The sequence below is a fragment of the Pseudoalteromonas sp. 1181_04 genome (assembly GCF_052850545.1).
This window is the reverse complement of the sequence record NZ_VXCS01000016.1, coordinates 81,900-101,488: the sequence shown is the minus strand read 5'-3', so window position 1 is coordinate 101,488 and position 19,589 is coordinate 81,900. Positions and strand designations below refer to the sequence as shown.

The window sequence follows — 19,589 nt, the reverse complement described above, 5'->3', positions numbered from 1 at the left end:
AAAGAGAGAAAGTTATGTTTAAAGGTGGAATGGGTAACATGATGAAGCAAGCGCAGCAAATGCAAGAGCGCATGCAAAAAGCCCAAGACGAAATTGCTCACTTAGAAGTGGTTGGTGAAGCAGGTGCTGGTTTAGTTAAAGTAACCATGCTTGGAAACCATAATGTTCGCCGTGTTGAACTTGATGAAAGTTTAATGGAAGACGAAAAAGATCTTATTGAAGACTTACTTGCCGCTGCGTGTAATGACGCAGTACGCCGTGTAGCAGAAGAAACACAAGAGCGCATGGGTAAAGTAACTGGCGGTATGCAATTACCACCAGGTATGAAAATGCCGTTTTAAGATAAAACATGCAACTTTCAGAGAGTTTAAACCAGCTGATCGAAGCATTGCGCTGTCAGCCGGGCATAGGCCCAAAGTCAGCGCAGCGCATCGCGTTTCATCTGCTTGAGCGTGACCGTAAGGGGGGCACTCAACTTGGTAATGCACTTATCAAGGCGATGACTGCAATAGGACACTGTCAATCGTGTCGTACTTTTGCAGAGCAGCCGCAGTGTGAAATCTGTTTAAGCCCCAAACGCCAAGATAGCGGAATTTTATGTGTGGTTGAATCACCTACCGATGTGTTGGCGATTGAACAAACTGGCCAGTATAAAGGTTTGTACTTTGTATTGATGGGACATTTATCACCTATCGATGGTATTGGTCCAAATGAAATTGGCCTTGATATTCTTGAAAGTAAGTTGCAACAAGGTGGGATAAACGAGGTTATATTAGCGACCAACCCTACCGTTGAGGGGGAAACTACAGCGCATTATATTGCCCAGCTTTGTCACCGCTATAAAGTTGATGCATCGCGGATAGCCCATGGTATTCCGGTCGGTGGCGAACTTGATTTGCTCGATGGCATGACATTAATGCATGCATTTAGTGGCCGACGAGTGGTTAGTCAAAATTAGCTCTTAGAAGCGCATTAATTTAAAACCTGCATTAACGTCTGTTATGCAGGTTTTTTGTTTTTATACCTTGGCGGTAAAAGTTTGATCGTAATTTATCCAATAACTGGGTAATCTATTTTTAGTAGCTGGAGTCTTTTTTTCACCAGTTTGGTTAATTTGTAAGGATCACAATGCAAGATAATAAAAAACATCAGCGTGCTTTACTAAAGAGTAAGCGCTTTCTACCGCTTTTTGTCACCCAGTTTTTCTCTGCGTTAAATGATAATATTTATAAACAAGCGGTGCTACTGTTATTGATTTTTCAAACGGCAAATGTTGCCGATGGCGCTTTTTATGCTAACTTAGCGGCAGGCTTATTTATTCTACCGTTCTTTTTATTTTCAGGGATGGCGGGACAAATTGCTGAAAAAAAGGAAAAGTCAAAATTAATCCGCACCGTAAAACTTGCCGAAATTCCGATTATGCTAGTAGGCGCTGTGGCCATTTCAACGCAATCTGTTTGGTTGATGTTAACCACGGTATTCTTAACAGGGTTACAAAGTACCTTTTTTGGCCCGCTAAAATATTCCATTTTACCGCAGCACGTGGCAGCCGATGAATTAACCAAAGCCAATGGCCTTGTTGAATCTGCGACATTTGTGGCTATATTGATTGGCACAACGTTTGGCACGTATTACATTACCCAAACAGTGGGGCCAACGGTCATCTGTGTGGCAATTATAAGCCTGGCGATTATTGGTTATTTGAGTAGTCGCTCTATTCCAATCAGTGCCGCGAATGATCCTAATTTAGTGTTTACTTTTAATATTTTCTCCTCCACCAAAAGCCTATTTAGGGTACTTAATTCACAAACTGAGTCGGTTGGAAAGTCGGTACTTGGTATCAGCTGGTTTTGGTTTATAGGGGCGATTATTTTAACGGCGCTACCAAATTATGTGAAATATGTCATGGTTGGCGATGAGCTGGTCGTCACCAGCGCTTTGGTGGTGTTTTCATTGAGCATCGCAATAGGCTCGCTGTTGTGTGAAAAGTTGTCTCGCTCGCGGATAGAATTAGGTATTGTGCCATTTGGCGCGTTGTTGATCACATTATTTTTGTACTTACTGAGCCAAGAGCCTGCAATGAGCTTTTACCAGCTACCAAGCGAAGAATTATTTACACTTTCACAAATACTGCATACTGGTGACATGTATTGGCATTTTATTTGGATGGCCGGCATTGGCATTGCCTCTGGTTTTTATACTGTGCCATTGTACGCTTTGATCCAACAACGCACCGTCGAATCAAGCCGTTCACGCATCATCGCCGCTAATAATGTGTTAAATGCGTTGTTTATGGTCGCCAGTGCGGTGTTAAGTATTGTAACGCTATCTATATTTGCATGGACGATCCCACAGTTATTCTTGTTACTGGCAGGATTGAATTTACTGATCTCTGTGTATATTTATACCAAGGTGCCAGAGTTCTTCTTACGCTTTGCTGTTTATTTATTGACCATTTGTATGTATCGAGTGCGTACCAAAGGGGATCATAATATTCCTAGTGAAGGCGCAGCAGTATTGGTGAGTAATCACGTCAGCTTTGTTGATTGGATGTTTATTTTAGCGGCATCACCAAGGCCTATTCGATTTATGGTATTTGCCCCCATTTATTATTCTCCCGCGTTGCATTGGTTATTTAAAATGGCCAAAGCTATCCCAATTGACAGTGAAAAATCTAATCCGCAGGCGTTTCAAGAAGCATTTGATGAGGTTGCTAAAGCATTAGATAACGGTGAGTTAGTGGGTATTTTCCCTGAAGGGAGGCTAACTGGCGATGGTTCGATTGATATTTTCCGCCGTGGTATTGAACGTATTATACAGCGTTCACCGGTGGCCGTTATACCTGTCCATCTAGGCGGGTTATGGGGCAGCATGTTTAGTCGTAAAGCAAAATGGCGACTTCCACGACTGAAATGGTCGCTGGTCGCTGTGACTGTTGGCGAGCCTATTGCTGCCAATGCAGTCACTGCAGATGAATTGCGTGAGCGAGTGGTTGCCTTAAAAGAGCAGTATGAAAAAGGTGCTGTTTAATAGCGATTAAACGCTGATGTAACAGAGATATAAATTTAGCGCGCAATATTCAGTCGTGAATATTGCGCGTGAGTCGTGTGCTTAGTTGGCCGCTAACTAACTGCTAACCAAATACCAACCGCGATCATCAAACTACCAGCGATGCGGTTCATCCACTTGATATTGTCACCTTGGTTTAAAAACAGCCGTAAACTTTTACCGCCAGTGGCATAGAGCATCATGCAAGTGAATTCGCTGAGCATAATGATGGCGACTAACATACTCAATTGTGGCGCAATCGCGTAGTCAATATTTATAAACGGCGGTAGCAGGGAAATCATAAACGCCCAGCCTTTAGGGTTAGCAATCGCGGTGATAAAGCCTTGTGAGAATAGCGCTTGGCGAGATACTTTTAATTTACTGTCTGCGCCTAATTTGATGGTTGCTTTTGCTCGCCACATTGAAATGCCAATGTAGACTAAATAACCTGCACCGAGCCATTTTAATACGTTAAATAGTGTCGGGTAGTTGAGCATGATACTTGCCACCCCTGCGACTGCTGCAACAGCCACAATGGCAACGCCAAGTAATTCGCCAATCATCATCCACATAGTTCTGCGCACGCCAATACTCATTCCTAAGGTCATGGCTAAAGTCATACACATCCCAGGTGTAATAGAGACAAAAAAGAAGGTGGGTATAAATACCCCCAGCACTGCGAAGTCGAGCATGTAAGCATCCGTTAGTTGCTGCAATAGAATGCGCAATAGAATACGCAATAGTAATGGTTTTCGAAAGCGTTAGAAACCAATTTGGGATAGTTAAGCGCAATTATGAGATTGTTAGCACCCGCGATAAAGCTCCGGTTTATCGCTTATTCGTAAGCTAATTGCGATCCCTATAGAGGATGCCGCTGTGATCTTCTGTGTATTGATTACAAACACTTATTTGTAAGTGGGTTTTAACAAATATATTTTTGCTTTGTTGGGTGCTTTGAATTAGGATCAAATCAGTTTAAAACCAAGAACTAATGCCCTGTGTCTAGATTATTTATTGCTATTACCACCATTTTCCTAAGTTTCACTGCAACTGCGGTTGAAGTTACTGATCTATATCAGGACGTATTAAAAGTATCTGACAAATCTCGCGATGCTCGACTAAGCGCCAGCCGCGAAGCGTTGCTAAATGTACTGGTTAAGGTCAGTGGCGATCCAAATGCTGACAAAAACCCAACGGCTCAGCGACGTAGTAAAGATATATCAGATTACATGCTCAAATTTGAATACGACGAAAAAGCCAATGGTCAGCTTAACCTCGTGGTTAAATTTGAAGCAAACAAAATCAACGCACTCGTCAAAGAACTTAATTTACCATTGTGGGGGACGCGTCGTCCGCTGGTGGCTATTTGGCTTGCCATTGAAGATAACTGGCGTCGCGAACTTGTTACCCAAGAAAGCTATCCGCAGTTAGAGCAACTAATTTATAGCACCGCAGCGCGACGTGGTTTGCCTGTCGTGGTGCCATTACTTGATTTACAAGACCGTGCATTAGTGGGAATACCTGAAGTGTGGGGAAATTTCTCTACGCCAGTCGAGCAGGCATCAAGCCGCTATAGTGCAGAGCGCAGTATTACCGCGCGTTTATACAAACAACCTGACAGTGAGGTTTGGCTGTTGGATTGGCGTTTTACTAACGATGAGCTGTTTGAAGCAAACAGAGTAACCGGTGATAAACAACAAGCCATAGCCTTAATGATTGACAGTTTAGCGGCAGGCTTAGCCAATGAATATGCGGTTGATCCAAATTCTACAACGCAGCTTGCCCAAGCGGTGTTTAAATTAAAAGGCACCACTAACTTTGTCGATATAGAGCTTGCTAAACGTCAGCTACAGAGCTTAAGCGTGGTTACCCAAGTGACAATTCGTTCTCGTACCGCTGATATGGTTAGTTTTGCGATAAATCATACTGGCAGTATGCATGATTTACAAAAAGCCTTAGAGCTCGACCGCGCTTTTCAACCCTTTGTTGACCCTCGTGCGTTTTATCCTGTGACAGCGCAAGACGATTTAGAATATCAATGGGTTGGTTTGTAATGCCGGCAATGGAGCCGGTGCAAATGGCATTGCCGGTGACGTTACCGGATGATGAAACGTTTGCCTCTTATTTTGGTGGTGAAAATTCACTGGAAGTGAGTCATTTAAAAAATGCCTTTAAAAGTTTAGCAACCACTTTTCAATATACTTATTTGTGTGGTTTAGGGGATTCAGGTAAATCGCATTTACTGTATGCAACCTGTATTCATGCTCAAGAGCATGGTTTATCAACTATGCTGCTATCAATGCGCGAAGTGATTGATTTTGGTCCTATGGTGCTCGATGGCTTAGATGCCCTTGATGTGCTGTGTATTGATGACGTGCATTTAGTAGCAGGTAACGATGCGTGGGAAAAAGCGTTGTTTAATTTTTTTAATCGTTTTAACGAACCGGGTAAGTGCTTGGTAGTGACAGCGGATCTGTTACCAGATATGCTAAATATTAGCCTGCCGGATCTTGAGTCACGATTAAAATGGGGTACGACATTTCAAATCCGTTCTATGAGTGATGATGACAAAGCCGAAGCCTTAGTAAAGCGTGCCAATATGCGCGGCTTAGAGCTCAGTGATGAATGTGCGCGCTTTTTATTAACGCGTTTGAGTCGTGATATGCGTGCGCTACTTGATGTGCTTGATAAACTTGACCATGCATCGATGGCTGCACAACGTAAATTGACAATTCCTTTCATAAAATCCACTCTAAAACTCTAAATTATTTTACAACATAGCTTAAGTTCCCATTTTACTTAACCAGAATGGGAAAGAATTCAATAAGATTGGTATAAGGTCTGGAATCTAGCCATTGCTTTCAGTTATCATTAGCTATTACTTAAATCACCTTCTGTGACAGATCAGGTATCGAATGAACTTAGAAAATATATTAGCGCAAGCACTTGAGGCGGTCGCCAGTGCCAGTGAAATCGCGCAGCTTGAAGATATCAGGGTTAACTACCTTGGTAAAAAAGGCGAAATCACGAATCTATTAAAAACCCTTGGTAAAATTGCCCCTGAAGAACGCAAAGAAGCAGGCCAAGTAATTAACCAAGCTAAGCAAGATGTACAAGTTGCGATTAACGACAAGCGCGAATTATTAGCAAGCAAAGCCCTTGAAAAGAAATTAGCCGCTGAAACAATCGATGTAACATTGCCCGGTCGTGTTATGCCAACAGGTGGTTTACACCCAGTGACGCGTACCATTGAGCGGATTGAGAGCTTTTTTGGCGAATTAGGTTTTGCGGTTAAATCTGGCCCAGAAGTAGAAGATGATTTTCATAACTTCGACGCGCTAAATATTCCTGAGCATCACCCAGCACGTGCTGATCACGATACCTTTTACTTTAATCCAAAACTGGTGTTGCGTACGCAAACCAGTGGTGTGCAAATTCGCACCATGGAAGCTGAGCAACCGCCGCTGCGTATTATTTCTCCAGGGCGTGTATACCGTAACGATTACGACCAAACACATACGCCGATGTTCCATCAGGTTGAAGGGTTGATGGTTGATACTGATGTAAGCTTTACTGAGCTTAAAGGTATTTTGCACGATTTCTTGCGTAACTTTTTTGAAGAAGATATGGAAATTCGTTTTCGTCCTTCATTTTTCCCATTTACAGAGCCTTCAGCGGAAGTTGATGTGATGGGTAAAGACGGAAAATGGTTAGAAGTATTAGGTTGCGGAATGGTGCACCCTAACGTGCTTAAATCAGTGGGAATTGATCCAGAAAAATACACTGGTTTTGCCTTTGGTATGGGTGTAGAGCGTTTAACCATGCTGCGTTATGGTGTAAATGACTTACGTGCGTTTTTCGAAAACGATTTGAAATTCCTTAATCAGTTCCGTTAAGAGTGAAGAAATAACATGAAATTTAGTGAAAAGTGGTTAAGAGAGTGGGTTAATCCTGCAATTGACACGCAGGCTCTTTCGGAACAGTTATCGATGGCCGGCCTTGAGGTAGATGGCGTAGAGCCCGCTGCGGCAGAATTCTCTGGCGTTGTTGTCGGTGAAGTAGTTGAATGTGGTCAGCATCCTGATGCAGATAAACTTCGTGTAACTAAAATCAATGTCGGTGGCGATGAGCTATTAGATATTGTATGTGGTGCGCCAAATTGCCGTTTAGGTATCAAAGTTGCAGTAGCTATGGTTGGCGCTGTATTACCGGGCGATTTTAAAATTAAAAAAGCCAAACTACGTGGTCAACCGTCTCACGGCATGCTGTGTGCATTCGTGGAGCTGGGTATTAGCGAAGAAGGCGACGGTATCATGGAGTTGCCACTTGATGCACCAGTGGGCACAGACTTACGTGAATACTTAAGCCTTGATGACAACATTATTGATGTTGATTTAACCCCGAATCGTGGTGACTGTTTAGGTATTAAAGGCATCGCTCGTGAAGTGGGCGTACTTAACAGTATTGATGTTAAAGCCCTAGAGATACCAGCGGTTGCAGCAACTATTGATGATAAAGTATCAATTGAACTAGTAAACGATGAAGCCTGCCCACGTTATTTAGGGCGTGTGATCAAAGGTATCAACCTTGACGCCACAACACCACTTTGGATGGTTGAGAAGCTTCGTCGTAGTGGCGTGCGCGCAATTGACCCTGTGGTTGATGTAACTAACTATGTGTTACTTGAACTTGGCCATCCAATGCATGCTTTTGATTTAAATGCGATTGAAGGCGGTATCAAAGTACGTAGCGCCCATGCTGGTGAAGAGCTGGTATTACTAGATGGTAATACTGCTAAGTTAAATGAATCTACCTTAGTAATAGCCGACCATAACAAAGCGCTGGCGATTGCCGGTATCTTTGGCGGTGAGCAATCAGGCGTTACCGAGCAAACAACGGATATTCTATTAGAAAGTGCGTTTTTTAATCCAGTTGCTATCGCAGGGCAAGCCCGTAGCTATGGTTTACACACAGATGCATCGCATCGTTATGAACGTGGTGTGGATTTTGCGCTGCAACATGATGCAATAGAACGTGCAACTGCGTTGTTACTTGAGATTGTAGGCGGTCAAGCAGGCCCTGTAGTTGAAGCTGTTGCAAAAGATAAGCTTCCTAAGGTCACTGAAGTGCGTCTTCGTCGTGCGCGTTTAGACCGTGTTATTGGTCATCATATTGAAGATGCGAAAGTAACCGACATTTTAACCCGTTTAGGGCTTGATGTGAAAATTGTCGATGGTGTGTGGAGTGCAGATGTACCAAGCTACCGTTTTGATATTCGTATCGAAGAAGATCTAATTGAAGAAGTTGCTCGCGTATATGGTTACAACAGTATTCCAAACGTAGCTCCGACTGCTAAATTAAAAATGACCACTCATAACGAAGCCAATATTGCAGTGAGCAAATTTCGCAATACGTTAGTGACTCGTGGTTATCAAGAAGCGATCACTTACAGCTTTGTTGATCCTAAAGCACAGGCTATTTTACACCCAGACAGTGACGCGCTTATTTTGCCACATCCAATTTCGATTGAAATGTCGGCAATGCGTGTGAGCCTTATGCCAGGTTTACTTGCATCAGTAATGTATAACCAAAACCGCCAGCAGCCACGTATTCGTTTATTTGAGCATGGCCTTAAATTTCTACGTGATGAAAACGCAGAGAATGGCGTAAACCAAGTTGCAGTTATCGGTGGTGCTATTACTGGTCTGGCACATGGTGAACATTGGGTTGAAGAAAAGCGCACCGTTGATTTTTATGACTTAAAAGGTGACGTTGAAGCATTACTTTCATTAACCAATGATATAACGCGTTTTGAAATCAAAGCAGAGCAATCAGATGGCTTACATCCGGGCCAATCTGCGGTGATTTATGTTGAAGGTAAAAAGGTCGGTTTCTTTGGTGCTATTCATCCTCAAGTACAAAAATCGTTAGATATCAATAATGCGACTTACGTGTTTGAAATTGAAATGACAGCCATTGAAAAAAGAAATTTACCAGAGGCTGTAGGGGTTTCGAAGTTCCCTTCAAACCGCCGCGACATCGCTATTTTAGTGGAAGATCAGGTGAAATCTGGCGACATTTTATCAGTGATAGAAAAAGTTGGCGGAAATCAATTGGTTGACCTAAACTTATTCGATGTGTATAAGGGCAAAGGTATTGAGCCAAATTATAAGAGTTTGGCGATTGCTCTAACACTGCAAGCGGTTGATAGAACACTCGAAGAGAAAGATATCAATCTAGTAGTTGATAACGTGGTGGCCGCACTGGCTGAACAGTTTAATGCATCGTTGAGGGACTAGATATGGCGCTTACTAAAGCCGACATAGCTGAACACCTATTTGAAAAATTGGGGATCAATAAAAAGGATGCCAAAGATTTAGTTGAAGCGTTTTTTGAAGAAATCCGCTCAGCGCTTGAAAAAGGCGAGCAGGTTAAGCTCTCTGGATTTGGTAACTTTGATCTTCGTGACAAGAAAGAAAGGCCTGGCCGTAACCCGAAAACTGGGGAAGATATCCCTATTTCGGCACGACGCGTCGTCACCTTTCGACCTGGTCAAAAGCTCAAAACTCGTGTTGAAGTTGGTACGAGCAAATAAATTAAAAAAGGCAGCGTCAGCTGCCTTTTTCTTTTCTATAAACTAAGTTTGAACGCGATTAAAAATCCCGTGGTGAAACAAACTGCCCAGCTTGAATACTGTCGTAGGTTTGCTGTGCGAGGGTATCTAATCCGCTGAGACTTTTTCCTGTTGCTGTTAGCTGTTGTTCAATTGGGAATATTTCAACATTGGTTATCCCAGAAAGCTGCGCAATTTTTGCAAAAGTATAGGCATGCTTATATTTTTCCTGCTTATAAAACAAACTGGTCAATGTGGTGAATATTTCGGGGTTTGGAGTTTGCTCAGCTTTGTTTAGCTCTAACGTTTTATACAGTAAGTCTATGGTCTTATCTTCATCAAACTTAATATAGTAGCTGGCTAAGAAAAACTGGATTTCAGCGTCCTCAGTGACACTAGGATCCTTTTCAAGCGCAAGTAATTTAGTCAGGGCTGATTGGTCATTATTGCGTGACCAGTGATAATACAACAACCCAGGGTGGTTAGTATTTTTGGTATCTTGAAATAACCGTGTCATTTCCTTGATACTGGTTAAATGCGCTTCAACGCGTGAGGTGGTTTTTTCTTTTAACTTGATATGCTCAATTTTTGCCGCCAGCGATACGCATCTATCGTATTTTTCAAAACCCTTTAATAATAAATATTTGTTATCGTCAGTCGGTTGTTTGTATTCATGGTAACGCGCCATGATCACATCAGCACGCTGTGCTTTACAGTGACTATCGGTATTTAAATCATTACATAAACCTGGGGTTTCTTTACACACCTTTGCAAGTGTCAACGGTTCTTCACACCCAGTTAATGCCAACAAACTCAGTAAAACACTTGCTCTTAGTAACATCCCTTAACCTCACCTTAATAATTACCTTGTTATTCTAGCGTAATGAATTGATCTCTAACAGTGGAGAATAAAGTTAGTTTAAATTAGAATAGCGAAGCCCACTGAGGCGTGTTGCTCTCAAAATTCAATACGTCTTATGGCTATCCGTTCAAAAATTGTTTAATTAGGTAAATAAAATGACCTCATCTCACGAGTTAGAATACACAAATAGTTGGCAAGAACGCCAAGATTACGCAGAAAGTATGCAACCTATCATTGGTAAGCTTTATCGTAATCGTGGTATTGAAATCGCGGTATATGGCCGTCCTCTCGTCAATGCCAGTACAATTGATATCATCAAATCTCACAAAACAGTGGCACAGTTTGAAGGTACTAAACTACGTTTACGCGAAAGCTTTCCGTTTTTAGAAGCTATTAGCAAAATGGATTTAAACTCTGCCCGTATCGATATTGGTAAACTGGCTTATGGTTATTTATTTAACGATGTTGCAAATGGTCGTTCTATCGAAGAATATTTAAACGACGAGTTAGCTGAAATTGTAAACTCACAAGCCAAAGAGCCACGCGATGTGGTGTTATATGGTTTTGGTCGTATCGGTCGTTTACTAGCGCGTTTGTTAATTGAAAAATCAGGTCCTTATGCGGATTTACGCTTACGTGCAATCGTTGTTCGTGGTGGTAAAGACGGCGACCTTGAAAAGCGTGCTAGCCTATTACGTCGTGATTCAATTCATGGTCCTTTCAATGGTTCAATCACCATTGATAAAGAACGTAATGCAATAAAAGCCAATGGTAGCTACATTCAGGTGATCTATGCTAACTCTCCAGATGAAATTGACTACACAGCATATGGTATTGAAAACGCATTGATCGTCGATAATACGGGGATCTGGAAAGACGAAGCTGGCCTTGGCTTACATTTAAAATCAAAAGGCGCTGCAAAAGTACTATTAACAGCACCGGCGAAAGGCAATATCAAAAACATCGTATATGGTGTTAATAACCACGATATCAAACCGGAAGATAAAATTGTTTGTGCAGCAAGCTGTACTACCAACGCAATCACACCAACATTAAAAGCACTTAATGATAAGTTTGGTATTAACAATGGTCACGTTGAAACAGTTCACTCGTACACTAATGACCAAAATTTGATTGATAACTACCACAAAGCAGATCGTCGTGGCCGTGCCGCAGCACTTAATATGGTGATCACTGAGACTGGCGCAGCTAAAGCTGTTTCAAAAGCATTACCAGAACTTGAAGGCAAATTAACGGGTAACGCAATCCGTGTACCTACACCGAATGTGTCTCTGGCTATTTTGAACTTAAACCTTGCGACCAGCACCACGGTTGAGGAGTTAAACTCGTTCTTACGCCATGCTGCTCTGCATTCAGAGTTACGCGACCAAATTGATTACACGGCCTCTACTGAGATTGTGTCTACCGATTTAGTCGGCAGTCGTTATGCGGGTGTGGTTGATTCAACCGCCACTATCGTTGATGACAACCGTATTGTACTTTATGTTTGGTACGATAATGAGTTTGGTTACAGCTGCCAAGTTGTGCGTTGTATGCGCGATATGGCCGAGGTTTCATTCCCAAGCTTGCCACGTTAATTGGTAATAGCTTAAAAATCTTTACAAAAAGCCAGCATTCGCTGGCTTTTTTAGTCATGAATGTTTTTTCAAAACCCAAGCCATGTGGTAGGCTGTATCCAGTTTGCTACATTTTAATAACAATGCGTCCATTATAGTGAGGCGTTATTTAATTTCTAACTAACAAGCGATGAGTTAGCGATTAATTTTTCATATATAGGTTTAATAAAATGAAAATCACCAGTAATTTTGACAGTGGCAATATCAAGGTCATTGCCGCGACCGATCCACTTAATATTCAGCTTGAGATCAATAAAGATCATTTATCTGATTTTTTTCAGTGGTTCCATTTCCGTTTAGAAACAACACCTTTTCAAAGCCATAAATTACATATCAATAACCTTGAAAATTCAGCTTATCCTGACGGCTGGGAAGGTTATCAGGCAGTTGCATCATATGATCGCCAAACCTGGTTTCGTGTTCCTTCAAACTATGCTGATGGCACGTTATCATTTGAGATTGAGCCAGAATGTGGCTGTGTTTATTTTGCTTACTTTGCACCATATAGCTACGAGCGTCACTTAGATCTAATCACATGGGCACAAAGCCAAGAAGCCTGTCAGCTTGAAACCTTAGGTGAAACACTTGATGGCCGTGATATGAGCGTACTGCGCATTGGTGGCGAAAGTGATGAAAATAAGAAAACTATTTGGATAACAGCCCGTCAACATCCAGGCGAAACGATGGCCGAATGGTTTGTTGAAGGTGTATTACATAAGTTATTAGATGATGAAGATCCACATGCAGCAGCATTGTTATCAAAAGCGGTATTTTACATCGTACCGAACATGAACCCTGATGGCAGTGCTCGCGGGCATTTACGTACTAACGCAAAAGGAGTTAACTTAAATCGTGAATGGCAAACTCCCAGCATGGAAAATAGCCCAGAAGTATATTTAGTGCTAAATAAAATGCGTGAGACCGGTGTTGATATGCACCTTGATATTCACGGAGATGAAGCGATTCCATATAACTTTGTAGCCGGTAGTGAAGGTATCCCAAGCTATGATGCACGCTTAAAAGACTTAGAAGACAGTTTTAAAGCGGCATTGCACATAGTGACTCCTGAGTTTCAAGATGTCCACGGTTACCCGAAAGATGAGCCAGGTCAAGCCAATCTAACGGTGGGGTCATCAGCTGTTGCAGAAGAATTTAAAGCGCTTGCTTATACGGTTGAAATGCCATTTAAGGATAACGATGGTTTACCAGATCCTGATTATGGCTGGTCAGATCGCCGTTCATATCAATTTGGCCAAGACACCTTGGCTGCGATTGTTAACGTAGTAGATAAATTAAGATAACGCGTTTGTACTAAGGGCATCATTCATATCGATGCCCTTAGTTTTTTTAATCGCGATGAATGGCATTAGCGACGCTAATAAAGCGATGATATTTGTTTAATGTGTTACTTAAATCTTTTCCAAGCTCTGTTCGAGCCGTATATTTAAGTTACCTGCATAAAACCACGAAGGGTTAATTAAGTTTTACAAGTAGTTGTTTTGAAAAATAAGTGTTAACAAACTTAGATCGTTTAAGTTAATATTCAAAAAGTTGCAGGGGAGGTAGTAATGTTGTTACCTTATTTCCCATAGCCATATGTCGCGCATTCTGATTAGCTACAGCAGAGTATCGTAACTAGAAAATAATAAATATAACTATAGAGGATATCCATGGAAGCTTTTGTAAGCGCTGTTAATGATGTTGTTTGGAGTAATGCACTCATCTATTTATGCCTAGGCGCAGGCTTGTTCTATTCTGTATTAACCCGATTTGCTCAAGTTAGACATTTTAAAGAAATGTGCAAATTACTATTTAGCCCTAACACCTCAGATAAAGGGATCTCATCTTTTCAAGCATTGGCTGTGTCGTTATCTGGACGAGTAGGGGTTGGTAATATAGCCGGTGTAGCGGCAGCAATTGGCTTTGGTGGCCCTGGTGCTATTTTTTGGATGTGGATAGTGGCTTTTCTAGGGGCAAGTACCGCGTACGCCGAATCTACATTAGGGCAAATTTATAAAACAGAAGAAGATGGCCAATATCGCGGCGGCCCAGCATATTATTTTGATCGCTGTTTAGAACAAAAATGGCTGGCGATTTTATTTGCCGTGTCGGCAATTATTGCATGTGGTGTTTTTCTGCCGGGCGTGCAAGCCAATGCAGTTGGCAACGCGTTTACCCAAGTGTTTGGTGATGGCACTATGGTCTCAACGAGTTTTGGTGAAGTTGGTAGCTTTAAATTGGTTGCTTTGGCAATTATTCTTATTGTTTTAGCGTTTATTATCTTCGGTGGTATTAAGCGTATTGCTAACTTTACTCAAATTGTGGTGCCATTTATGGCGTTAGGCTACATAGTATTAGCTTTAATCGTGGTATTTTTAAATATCGATAAAGTACCTGATATCTTCTCTTTAATCATAACAGATGCGTTTACCGCACAGGCCGGTTTTGGTGCCGCTATTGGTTGGGGTGTAAAACGTGGTATTTATTCTAACGAAGCTGGTCAAGGTACCGGACCGCATGCAGCTGCAGCGGCTGAAGTTGATCACCCAGCCCAACAAGGTTTAGTGCAAGCTTTTTCTGTTTATGTTGATACTATTTTTGTTTGTACTGCGACAGCATTAATGATTTTAATTACCCAGCAATACAATGTAGTGGGTGAATTACCTGCAGGGCAATTTATTGTACAAAACGTTGATGCTGCAACTGAAGTTGGTTCAGCTGCTTTCACGCAAATGGCTTTATTCAGCGTGTTTGGTGGTTTTGGTGAAGCATTTGTTGGAATTGCATTGTTCTTCTTCGCTTTTACTACAATACTTGCTTATTATTATATTGCTGAAACCAATATCGCATATTTAAATCGTTATTTTAAAGGTACTATTCCGCTTGTGATGGTGAAATTTGTGATTATGTTTATGGTGTCATATGGCATGGTAAACAGCTCTGGTTATATCTGGAGTATTGGTGACATTGGTGTAGGTTTAATGGCTTGGATAAATATATTGGGCATTTTATCAATATTCTTTGTGGCTAGACCTGCGCTATTATGTTTGCGCGATTACGAAGATCAGAAGAAAAAAGGCGGGGATATCACATTTGACCCTGTTAAGTTAGGGATCAAAAACGCTACTTTTTGGGAAAAGCGTCTCGCAAAACAATCAAAAGACTCTCAGTTATAGGATTGAGTGGTGTAATCAGAGATGTTTTGGTTATTGTAAAAATTAGATACTCGTTGTTTTTCGGATCTCAGCTATTGGCTGCAATTGAAAAAAGACAACGACAAATAAAACACGTACAATAAAGGGCGCCGCAAGGCGCCTTTTTTATGCGTAGATTTTTATGCGAAGTATGGAGAAAGATATGGCAATTGTTCGTTGTCCTAGTTGTAATAAGTCAATATCCGATAAACACCAACAGTGCCCTCACTGTGAGAATAATGTAGCGCAGCTTGATGATGAACAACGTCAACAGCTAGCGCGCGAAAAACGCATTCAAAAACAACAAATGTTTATGAATCATTCTTTTTTTGCTTTACTGATATTTTTAGGTGGATTCTTTAGTTTATACTTTTTACATCCAGAACCTGAAACTCCATCGTGGTACGCATGCTCCGCAGCCATTGCAATCGGTTGTATTTGGTATTTAATAAACCGCGTTATTTTAGTGACTTTAAAAAAGAAAAAATGACATGAACATCGATAATCTCGTAAAAACAATTACCCCAGAATTATTCGAACGCCTCCAGTATGGTGCCGCAACAGGTAAGTGGCCTGATGGCACGGTACTCAGTGACGAGCAAAAGCAGCAGACAGTGCAATTAGTCATGCTTTACCAAGCAAAAGTAGCGCAAACAAATGAGCAATTCACCATCGGTTCTAATGGTGAAATGGTGCAAAAAACCAAAGCACAATTGCAAAAAGAATTTACCGCAGACAACGAAATAGCAAGGTTTAGTGAACATGATCTTTAAACACCTTTTTACCCCGAAGTGGAAGCACCCGAAGCAACAAGTACGTTTAGAGGCAATTGAAAAGCTAGATGTAGAGCGTGATGCGACGATTTTAAATGCATTAGCTCTGGAAGATAGTTCAGCAGAGATCCGTAAAAAAGCGCTTAATAAAGTCAATGATTTAGTGCTGTGGTGGCAGGCGTATAAACAAGATCAAAGTTTAAAAGAATTAGCAGAACAGCATATATCAAATGCCGTACTGAGTGATGAAAGTAACTTATCTAGCCACATTAAAAACGAATACATAGAGCGTTTTGCTCCGGTAAAAACGCTTGAAAAACTTGCATTTGCAGAAAAAGAACTGCAAGTAAGAGCGAAGCTATTAAAACGTTTGGCTAATCCTAAGTTAGTTGAAAAGGCGTTCAAAGAAGGTTCAAGCGAACTACAAGTGCACCTTGTTGAGCAAGTGATCACCCATCAATTAGTGAAAAGCTTAGTTAAGCATGCACATGATGAGGCAAAATTAACCCTTGAGACGCATATAGAAAATGAGCGTTTAGCAATTGAAATGCCATTAAAAGTACAAAATGATACTCGTGTTATTTTGGCAAAACTTAATGCATTACGTGAAAAACAAGACTATGCGCTTGTTACTCAACAATATGGTGAGTTAACCCAGCAATGGCAGGCACTTGATCTAACCTGGTTAAATCCAGAACAACGCGAGACGGTTGCAAATAAATACATCGTACTAACCGAAAAATTAAATGAGTTAGTTAGTCAATTACAAGCTGTTCATGAGCAGCAACAACAACGGTTAGCTCAGCAGCAACGACAATTATTGGCGTTGGCAAATTTAGAAGCGTTAAGTGATGAAATTGAAAATGCGCTACAAGTTGGCTTAGAAACACCAGAGCAAATACAACAAGATTGGTTGGAAGCTAAAGTTGCACAAGCACAGGAAACACTGACACAAAGCGAACTGCAAGACGGCGGGCAAAAAAACCAAGTGACTGGCAGATTAACAAGTTTGTTTAAGCAAGTAGCTAAATTACCAGAGCTTAGTGAAGCGATCAGGGTTTTTAAAACTTCATTAAAAGAATTGAGCAGTATCAACACTGACGATATTGACCAAGCAAATTATGATGAGGCTAATCGCCAATTTAAGCAGACGTATAAAGCGGCGAATGCATCTTTAGCTCAGTTACCTAAGCCGTTACAAGGGCCTTTTAAAGCACAATTAAATGAGCAACAACAACGCTGGAATAAAGCTGTTGCACCTATTAGTGATACATTAACAAAAAATCAGCAACAAGCTACTCGCAAAGGACGCGATGTTCAGCGCCTTATTGAACAAGGCCGTTTTAATGTTGCATTTGGTGTGTTTAAAGGCTTTATTGAGCTGTATGAAACGTTAACTCCAGTTAGTCAGCAAAGTCTTGAAAAAGTCAAAGCAGATCTTGAGCAGCAGTTAGAAAATGCTCGTGATTGGCAAAAGTATGCGTCTGCCCCTAAGCGTGAAGAGCTACTAACTGAAATTACCAGTTTGCTCAATCAACCTTGCACAGATGCCAAGGCGCGTGCAAACGAAGTGAAAACATTACGCCGTCGTTGGAATGAGCTTGGACGTTTAGATACCGAGCAAGAGCAGGCGCAAGGTAAAGAGTTTGATGACAAGATAGAGCTATTATTTGCACCATGTCGTGAACATTTTGCGCAACTTGAACAACAGCGCGAAACGACGAAACTTGAACGCGAAGCGATTATCACTCAGATGAAATCATTGGCTGATACTGATACGACGAGCGATGAGTTTGATTGGAAAGAGTTTGAAAGCCAATACAATCGTATCAATAAAGTATGGCGTAATGCGGGTAATGTAGAGCCAAAAGTATACCGTGCTTTGCAAACACAATATAAAGCGCAGCAACAGCAAGTATTCAATGCGTTGAATGCGTTTCATAAAAGCAACGCGGCAGCAAAAAATGCACTCGTTGAACAAGCACAGCAATTATCAGTAAGTGAAGACTTAGCTGATGCTTGTCAGCAGCTCAAAGAGCTGCAACAGCAGTGGCAGGGAATAGGCTTTGCGGGTGTAAAAGCTGAAAATGCATTATGGCAAAAATTCCGTCAATACAACGATGTGACATTTGCTAAACGCAGTGAGGAGTTTGCTCAGCATAAACAGCAACAAGCCGCCGACAACGCAGTTATCGCAGCACAACTGAGTGAACTTGAAGACGCATTACCAGCGGTTAATCAAAAAGCGCAATTACTAGATTTACGCACTAAGCTAATTGTGCTTGAAGGGAGCAAAGAATTAAATAACCGCATGCAAAAGCTATTAGCTAACATTGATGGTAAATTAGCCGTGCTGACAGAACAAGCAGCACAGGCTGATTTTAGCGCTTTATTTAGTGCGCTTGAAAACCAGCAAGCAATACCTGCACAATGGCAAGGGTGTGCTGATACGCATTTAACCATTACGCAACTGATGTTAAGAATGGAAATTCTAGCTAATGTTGCCAGTCCTGAGGGAGCACCTCGTATGGCTGAGCAGGTTGCAATGCTTGACGATAAGCATCGCGGTGAACAAGCTGATCTACATTATTACTTAAAACAGTTATTGGCTCTGGCTCAAGGTTCAGTTGATGCTGACACACTAGGACGTTTAAAAGCGGTATTTAGCATTTAAATAATCTAGGGCGCCGCAGATTAAATAAAGCCGCCGTTGTGCGGCTTTTGTTTTTATTTGGTTTTTGACGATAATATTATAGTAAAGGAAAAACAATGAAGTATATTTTATTAATTAGCTGTTTATTACTCTCTGCTTGTAACACCACGAACGGCGTATCTGTTTATTCATTTACTAGCAGCGAAATTGAAACAGCACTTAACCAGCAATTACCAAAACTTAGTGAAGAAGTCAGCTTGATGGGGTTACCTGTACAGTTTAATGTGAATGATTTAAGCGTGAATGTCGGCCCTGATAATCGTGATGTAATCGTATTAGGTGCAGATTCGAGTGCTGTTATAAATGCTTTCGCACTTAAATACCCAGTGCGTCTGAAGCTGCAAATAGAAGGTGCGCCATTTTATGATAGTGAGAAAAAAGCGGTATTTCTACGGAATGTAAAATTGCTTGATTCAACTATCGACGCGGGCGGTTTTAAGGGAAACCTAGCGGTGCTTGATGATGAAGCAATGAAAGTTATTAACGGATTTTTAGCTGTAAACCCAGTCTATAGATTAAATATGAATGATCCTAAGGTTGCGCTATTAAGTAAATTACCTTTAGATATGAAAGTAGAGCAGGGCGCAATTAAATTAGTACCTAGCATTTAAACTAATATTATTCAGATGGTTGAAGCCCTGCACGTACAGGGCTTTTTTGTATCTGTTTAAATATAAGTAAGGTGGTTGTTGCTTAATTTAAAAGGGGAGGTACACGCTATAAGGGCTGCTATTTATAACCGTCATCGA

17 protein-coding genes are annotated in these 19,589 nt (G+C 41.3%); 15 read left to right on the top strand and 2 right to left on the bottom strand.

Going from position 1 to position 19,589, the window contains the following annotated elements:
• Nucleotides 1-14: 14 nt before the first annotated feature.
• From FW757_RS14695 to FW757_RS14685, 3 genes are all read left to right on the top strand, one after another.
• Nucleotides 15-341, top strand: a complete 327-nt coding sequence (locus tag FW757_RS14695; protein ID WP_149982903.1) for a YbaB/EbfC family nucleoid-associated protein — start codon at nucleotides 15-17, stop codon at nucleotides 339-341.
• An 8-nt stretch (nucleotides 342-349) separates the two neighbouring features.
• A complete protein-coding gene (gene recR, locus FW757_RS14690; protein ID WP_149982904.1) occupies nucleotides 350-958 on the top strand; it encodes a recombination mediator RecR in 609 nt (202 codons plus the stop codon).
• 170 nt (nucleotides 959-1,128) lie between these two features.
• Complete coding sequence (locus tag FW757_RS14685; protein WP_182717932.1) at nucleotides 1,129-3,030, top strand: MFS transporter; 1,902 nt, start codon at nucleotides 1,129-1,131, stop codon at nucleotides 3,028-3,030.
• 92 nt (nucleotides 3,031-3,122) lie between these two features.
• On the opposite strand, the gene FW757_RS14680 is transcribed toward FW757_RS14685, so the two are convergent.
• Nucleotides 3,123-3,740 (bottom strand): LysE family translocator, encoded by a 618-nt coding sequence (locus FW757_RS14680; RefSeq protein WP_182717982.1) that lies wholly within the window; start codon nucleotides 3,738-3,740, stop codon nucleotides 3,123-3,125.
• Nucleotides 3,741-4,046: 306 nt separating this feature from the next.
• Between FW757_RS14680 and FW757_RS14675 the strand changes: the two genes are divergently transcribed.
• From FW757_RS14675 to ihfA, 5 genes are all read left to right on the top strand, one after another.
• Entirely contained in the window at nucleotides 4,047-5,102 is a 1,056-nt protein-coding gene (locus tag FW757_RS14675) for a DUF2066 domain-containing protein (RefSeq protein ID WP_182717933.1), read from the top strand.
• Nucleotides 5,102-5,812 (top strand): DnaA inactivator Hda, encoded by a 711-nt coding sequence (gene hda / locus FW757_RS14670; protein ID WP_179959227.1) that lies wholly within the window; start codon nucleotides 5,102-5,104, stop codon nucleotides 5,810-5,812. Before FW757_RS14675 ends, hda begins: the two co-directional genes overlap by 1 nt.
• 151 nt (nucleotides 5,813-5,963) lie before the next feature.
• Nucleotides 5,964-6,944, top strand: a complete 981-nt coding sequence (pheS, locus tag FW757_RS14665) for a phenylalanine--tRNA ligase subunit alpha (protein WP_182767895.1) — start codon at nucleotides 5,964-5,966, stop codon at nucleotides 6,942-6,944.
• A gap of 15 nt (nucleotides 6,945-6,959) precedes the next feature.
• A complete protein-coding gene (gene pheT / locus FW757_RS14660) occupies nucleotides 6,960-9,347 on the top strand; it encodes a phenylalanine--tRNA ligase subunit beta (RefSeq protein ID WP_182717934.1) in 2,388 nt (795 codons plus the stop codon).
• A 2-nt stretch (nucleotides 9,348-9,349) separates the two neighbouring features.
• A complete protein-coding gene (gene ihfA, locus FW757_RS14655; RefSeq protein ID WP_016707763.1) occupies nucleotides 9,350-9,643 on the top strand; it encodes an integration host factor subunit alpha in 294 nt (97 codons plus the stop codon).
• A 58-nt stretch (nucleotides 9,644-9,701) separates the two neighbouring features.
• On the opposite strand, the gene FW757_RS14650 is transcribed toward ihfA, so the two are convergent.
• A complete protein-coding gene (locus tag FW757_RS14650; protein WP_182740011.1) occupies nucleotides 9,702-10,502 on the bottom strand; it encodes a DUF2989 domain-containing protein in 801 nt (266 codons plus the stop codon).
• Between the two features lie 176 nt (nucleotides 10,503-10,678).
• On the opposite strand from FW757_RS14650, the gene FW757_RS14645 reads away from it, so the two are divergent.
• The 7 genes from FW757_RS14645 to FW757_RS14615 all read left to right on the top strand — a co-directional run bounded on the left by FW757_RS14645 (nucleotide 10,679) and on the right by FW757_RS14615 (nucleotide 19,451).
• Entirely contained in the window at nucleotides 10,679-12,121 is a 1,443-nt protein-coding gene (locus tag FW757_RS14645) for a glyceraldehyde-3-phosphate dehydrogenase (protein ID WP_145241596.1), read from the top strand.
• A 209-nt stretch (nucleotides 12,122-12,330) separates the two neighbouring features.
• Complete coding sequence (locus FW757_RS14640; protein ID WP_149982910.1) at nucleotides 12,331-13,461, top strand: M14 family metallopeptidase; 1,131 nt, start codon at nucleotides 12,331-12,333, stop codon at nucleotides 13,459-13,461.
• 369 nt (nucleotides 13,462-13,830) lie between these two features.
• A complete protein-coding gene (locus FW757_RS14635; protein WP_182717936.1) occupies nucleotides 13,831-15,336 on the top strand; it encodes an alanine/glycine:cation symporter family protein in 1,506 nt (501 codons plus the stop codon).
• Nucleotides 15,337-15,517: 181 nt separating this feature from the next.
• Nucleotides 15,518-15,844, top strand: coding sequence for a hypothetical protein (locus FW757_RS14630; RefSeq protein ID WP_149982912.1), 327 nt, complete (start codon nucleotides 15,518-15,520; stop codon nucleotides 15,842-15,844).
• 1 nt (nucleotide 15,845) lies between these two features.
• Nucleotides 15,846-16,127, top strand: a complete 282-nt coding sequence (locus tag FW757_RS14625) for a YeaC family protein (RefSeq protein WP_016707757.1) — start codon at nucleotides 15,846-15,848, stop codon at nucleotides 16,125-16,127.
• Nucleotides 16,117-18,801: a DUF349 domain-containing protein gene (locus FW757_RS14620; protein WP_182740009.1), complete on the top strand. Its 2,685-nt coding sequence runs from the start codon at nucleotides 16,117-16,119 to the stop codon at nucleotides 18,799-18,801. The genes FW757_RS14625 and FW757_RS14620 overlap by 11 nt, the downstream gene beginning before the upstream one ends.
• Nucleotides 18,802-18,896: 95 nt before the next feature.
• Nucleotides 18,897-19,451: a DUF1439 domain-containing protein gene (locus FW757_RS14615; RefSeq protein ID WP_182717938.1), complete on the top strand. Its 555-nt coding sequence runs from the start codon at nucleotides 18,897-18,899 to the stop codon at nucleotides 19,449-19,451.
• The last annotated feature ends 138 nt before the right edge of the window (nucleotides 19,452-19,589 follow it).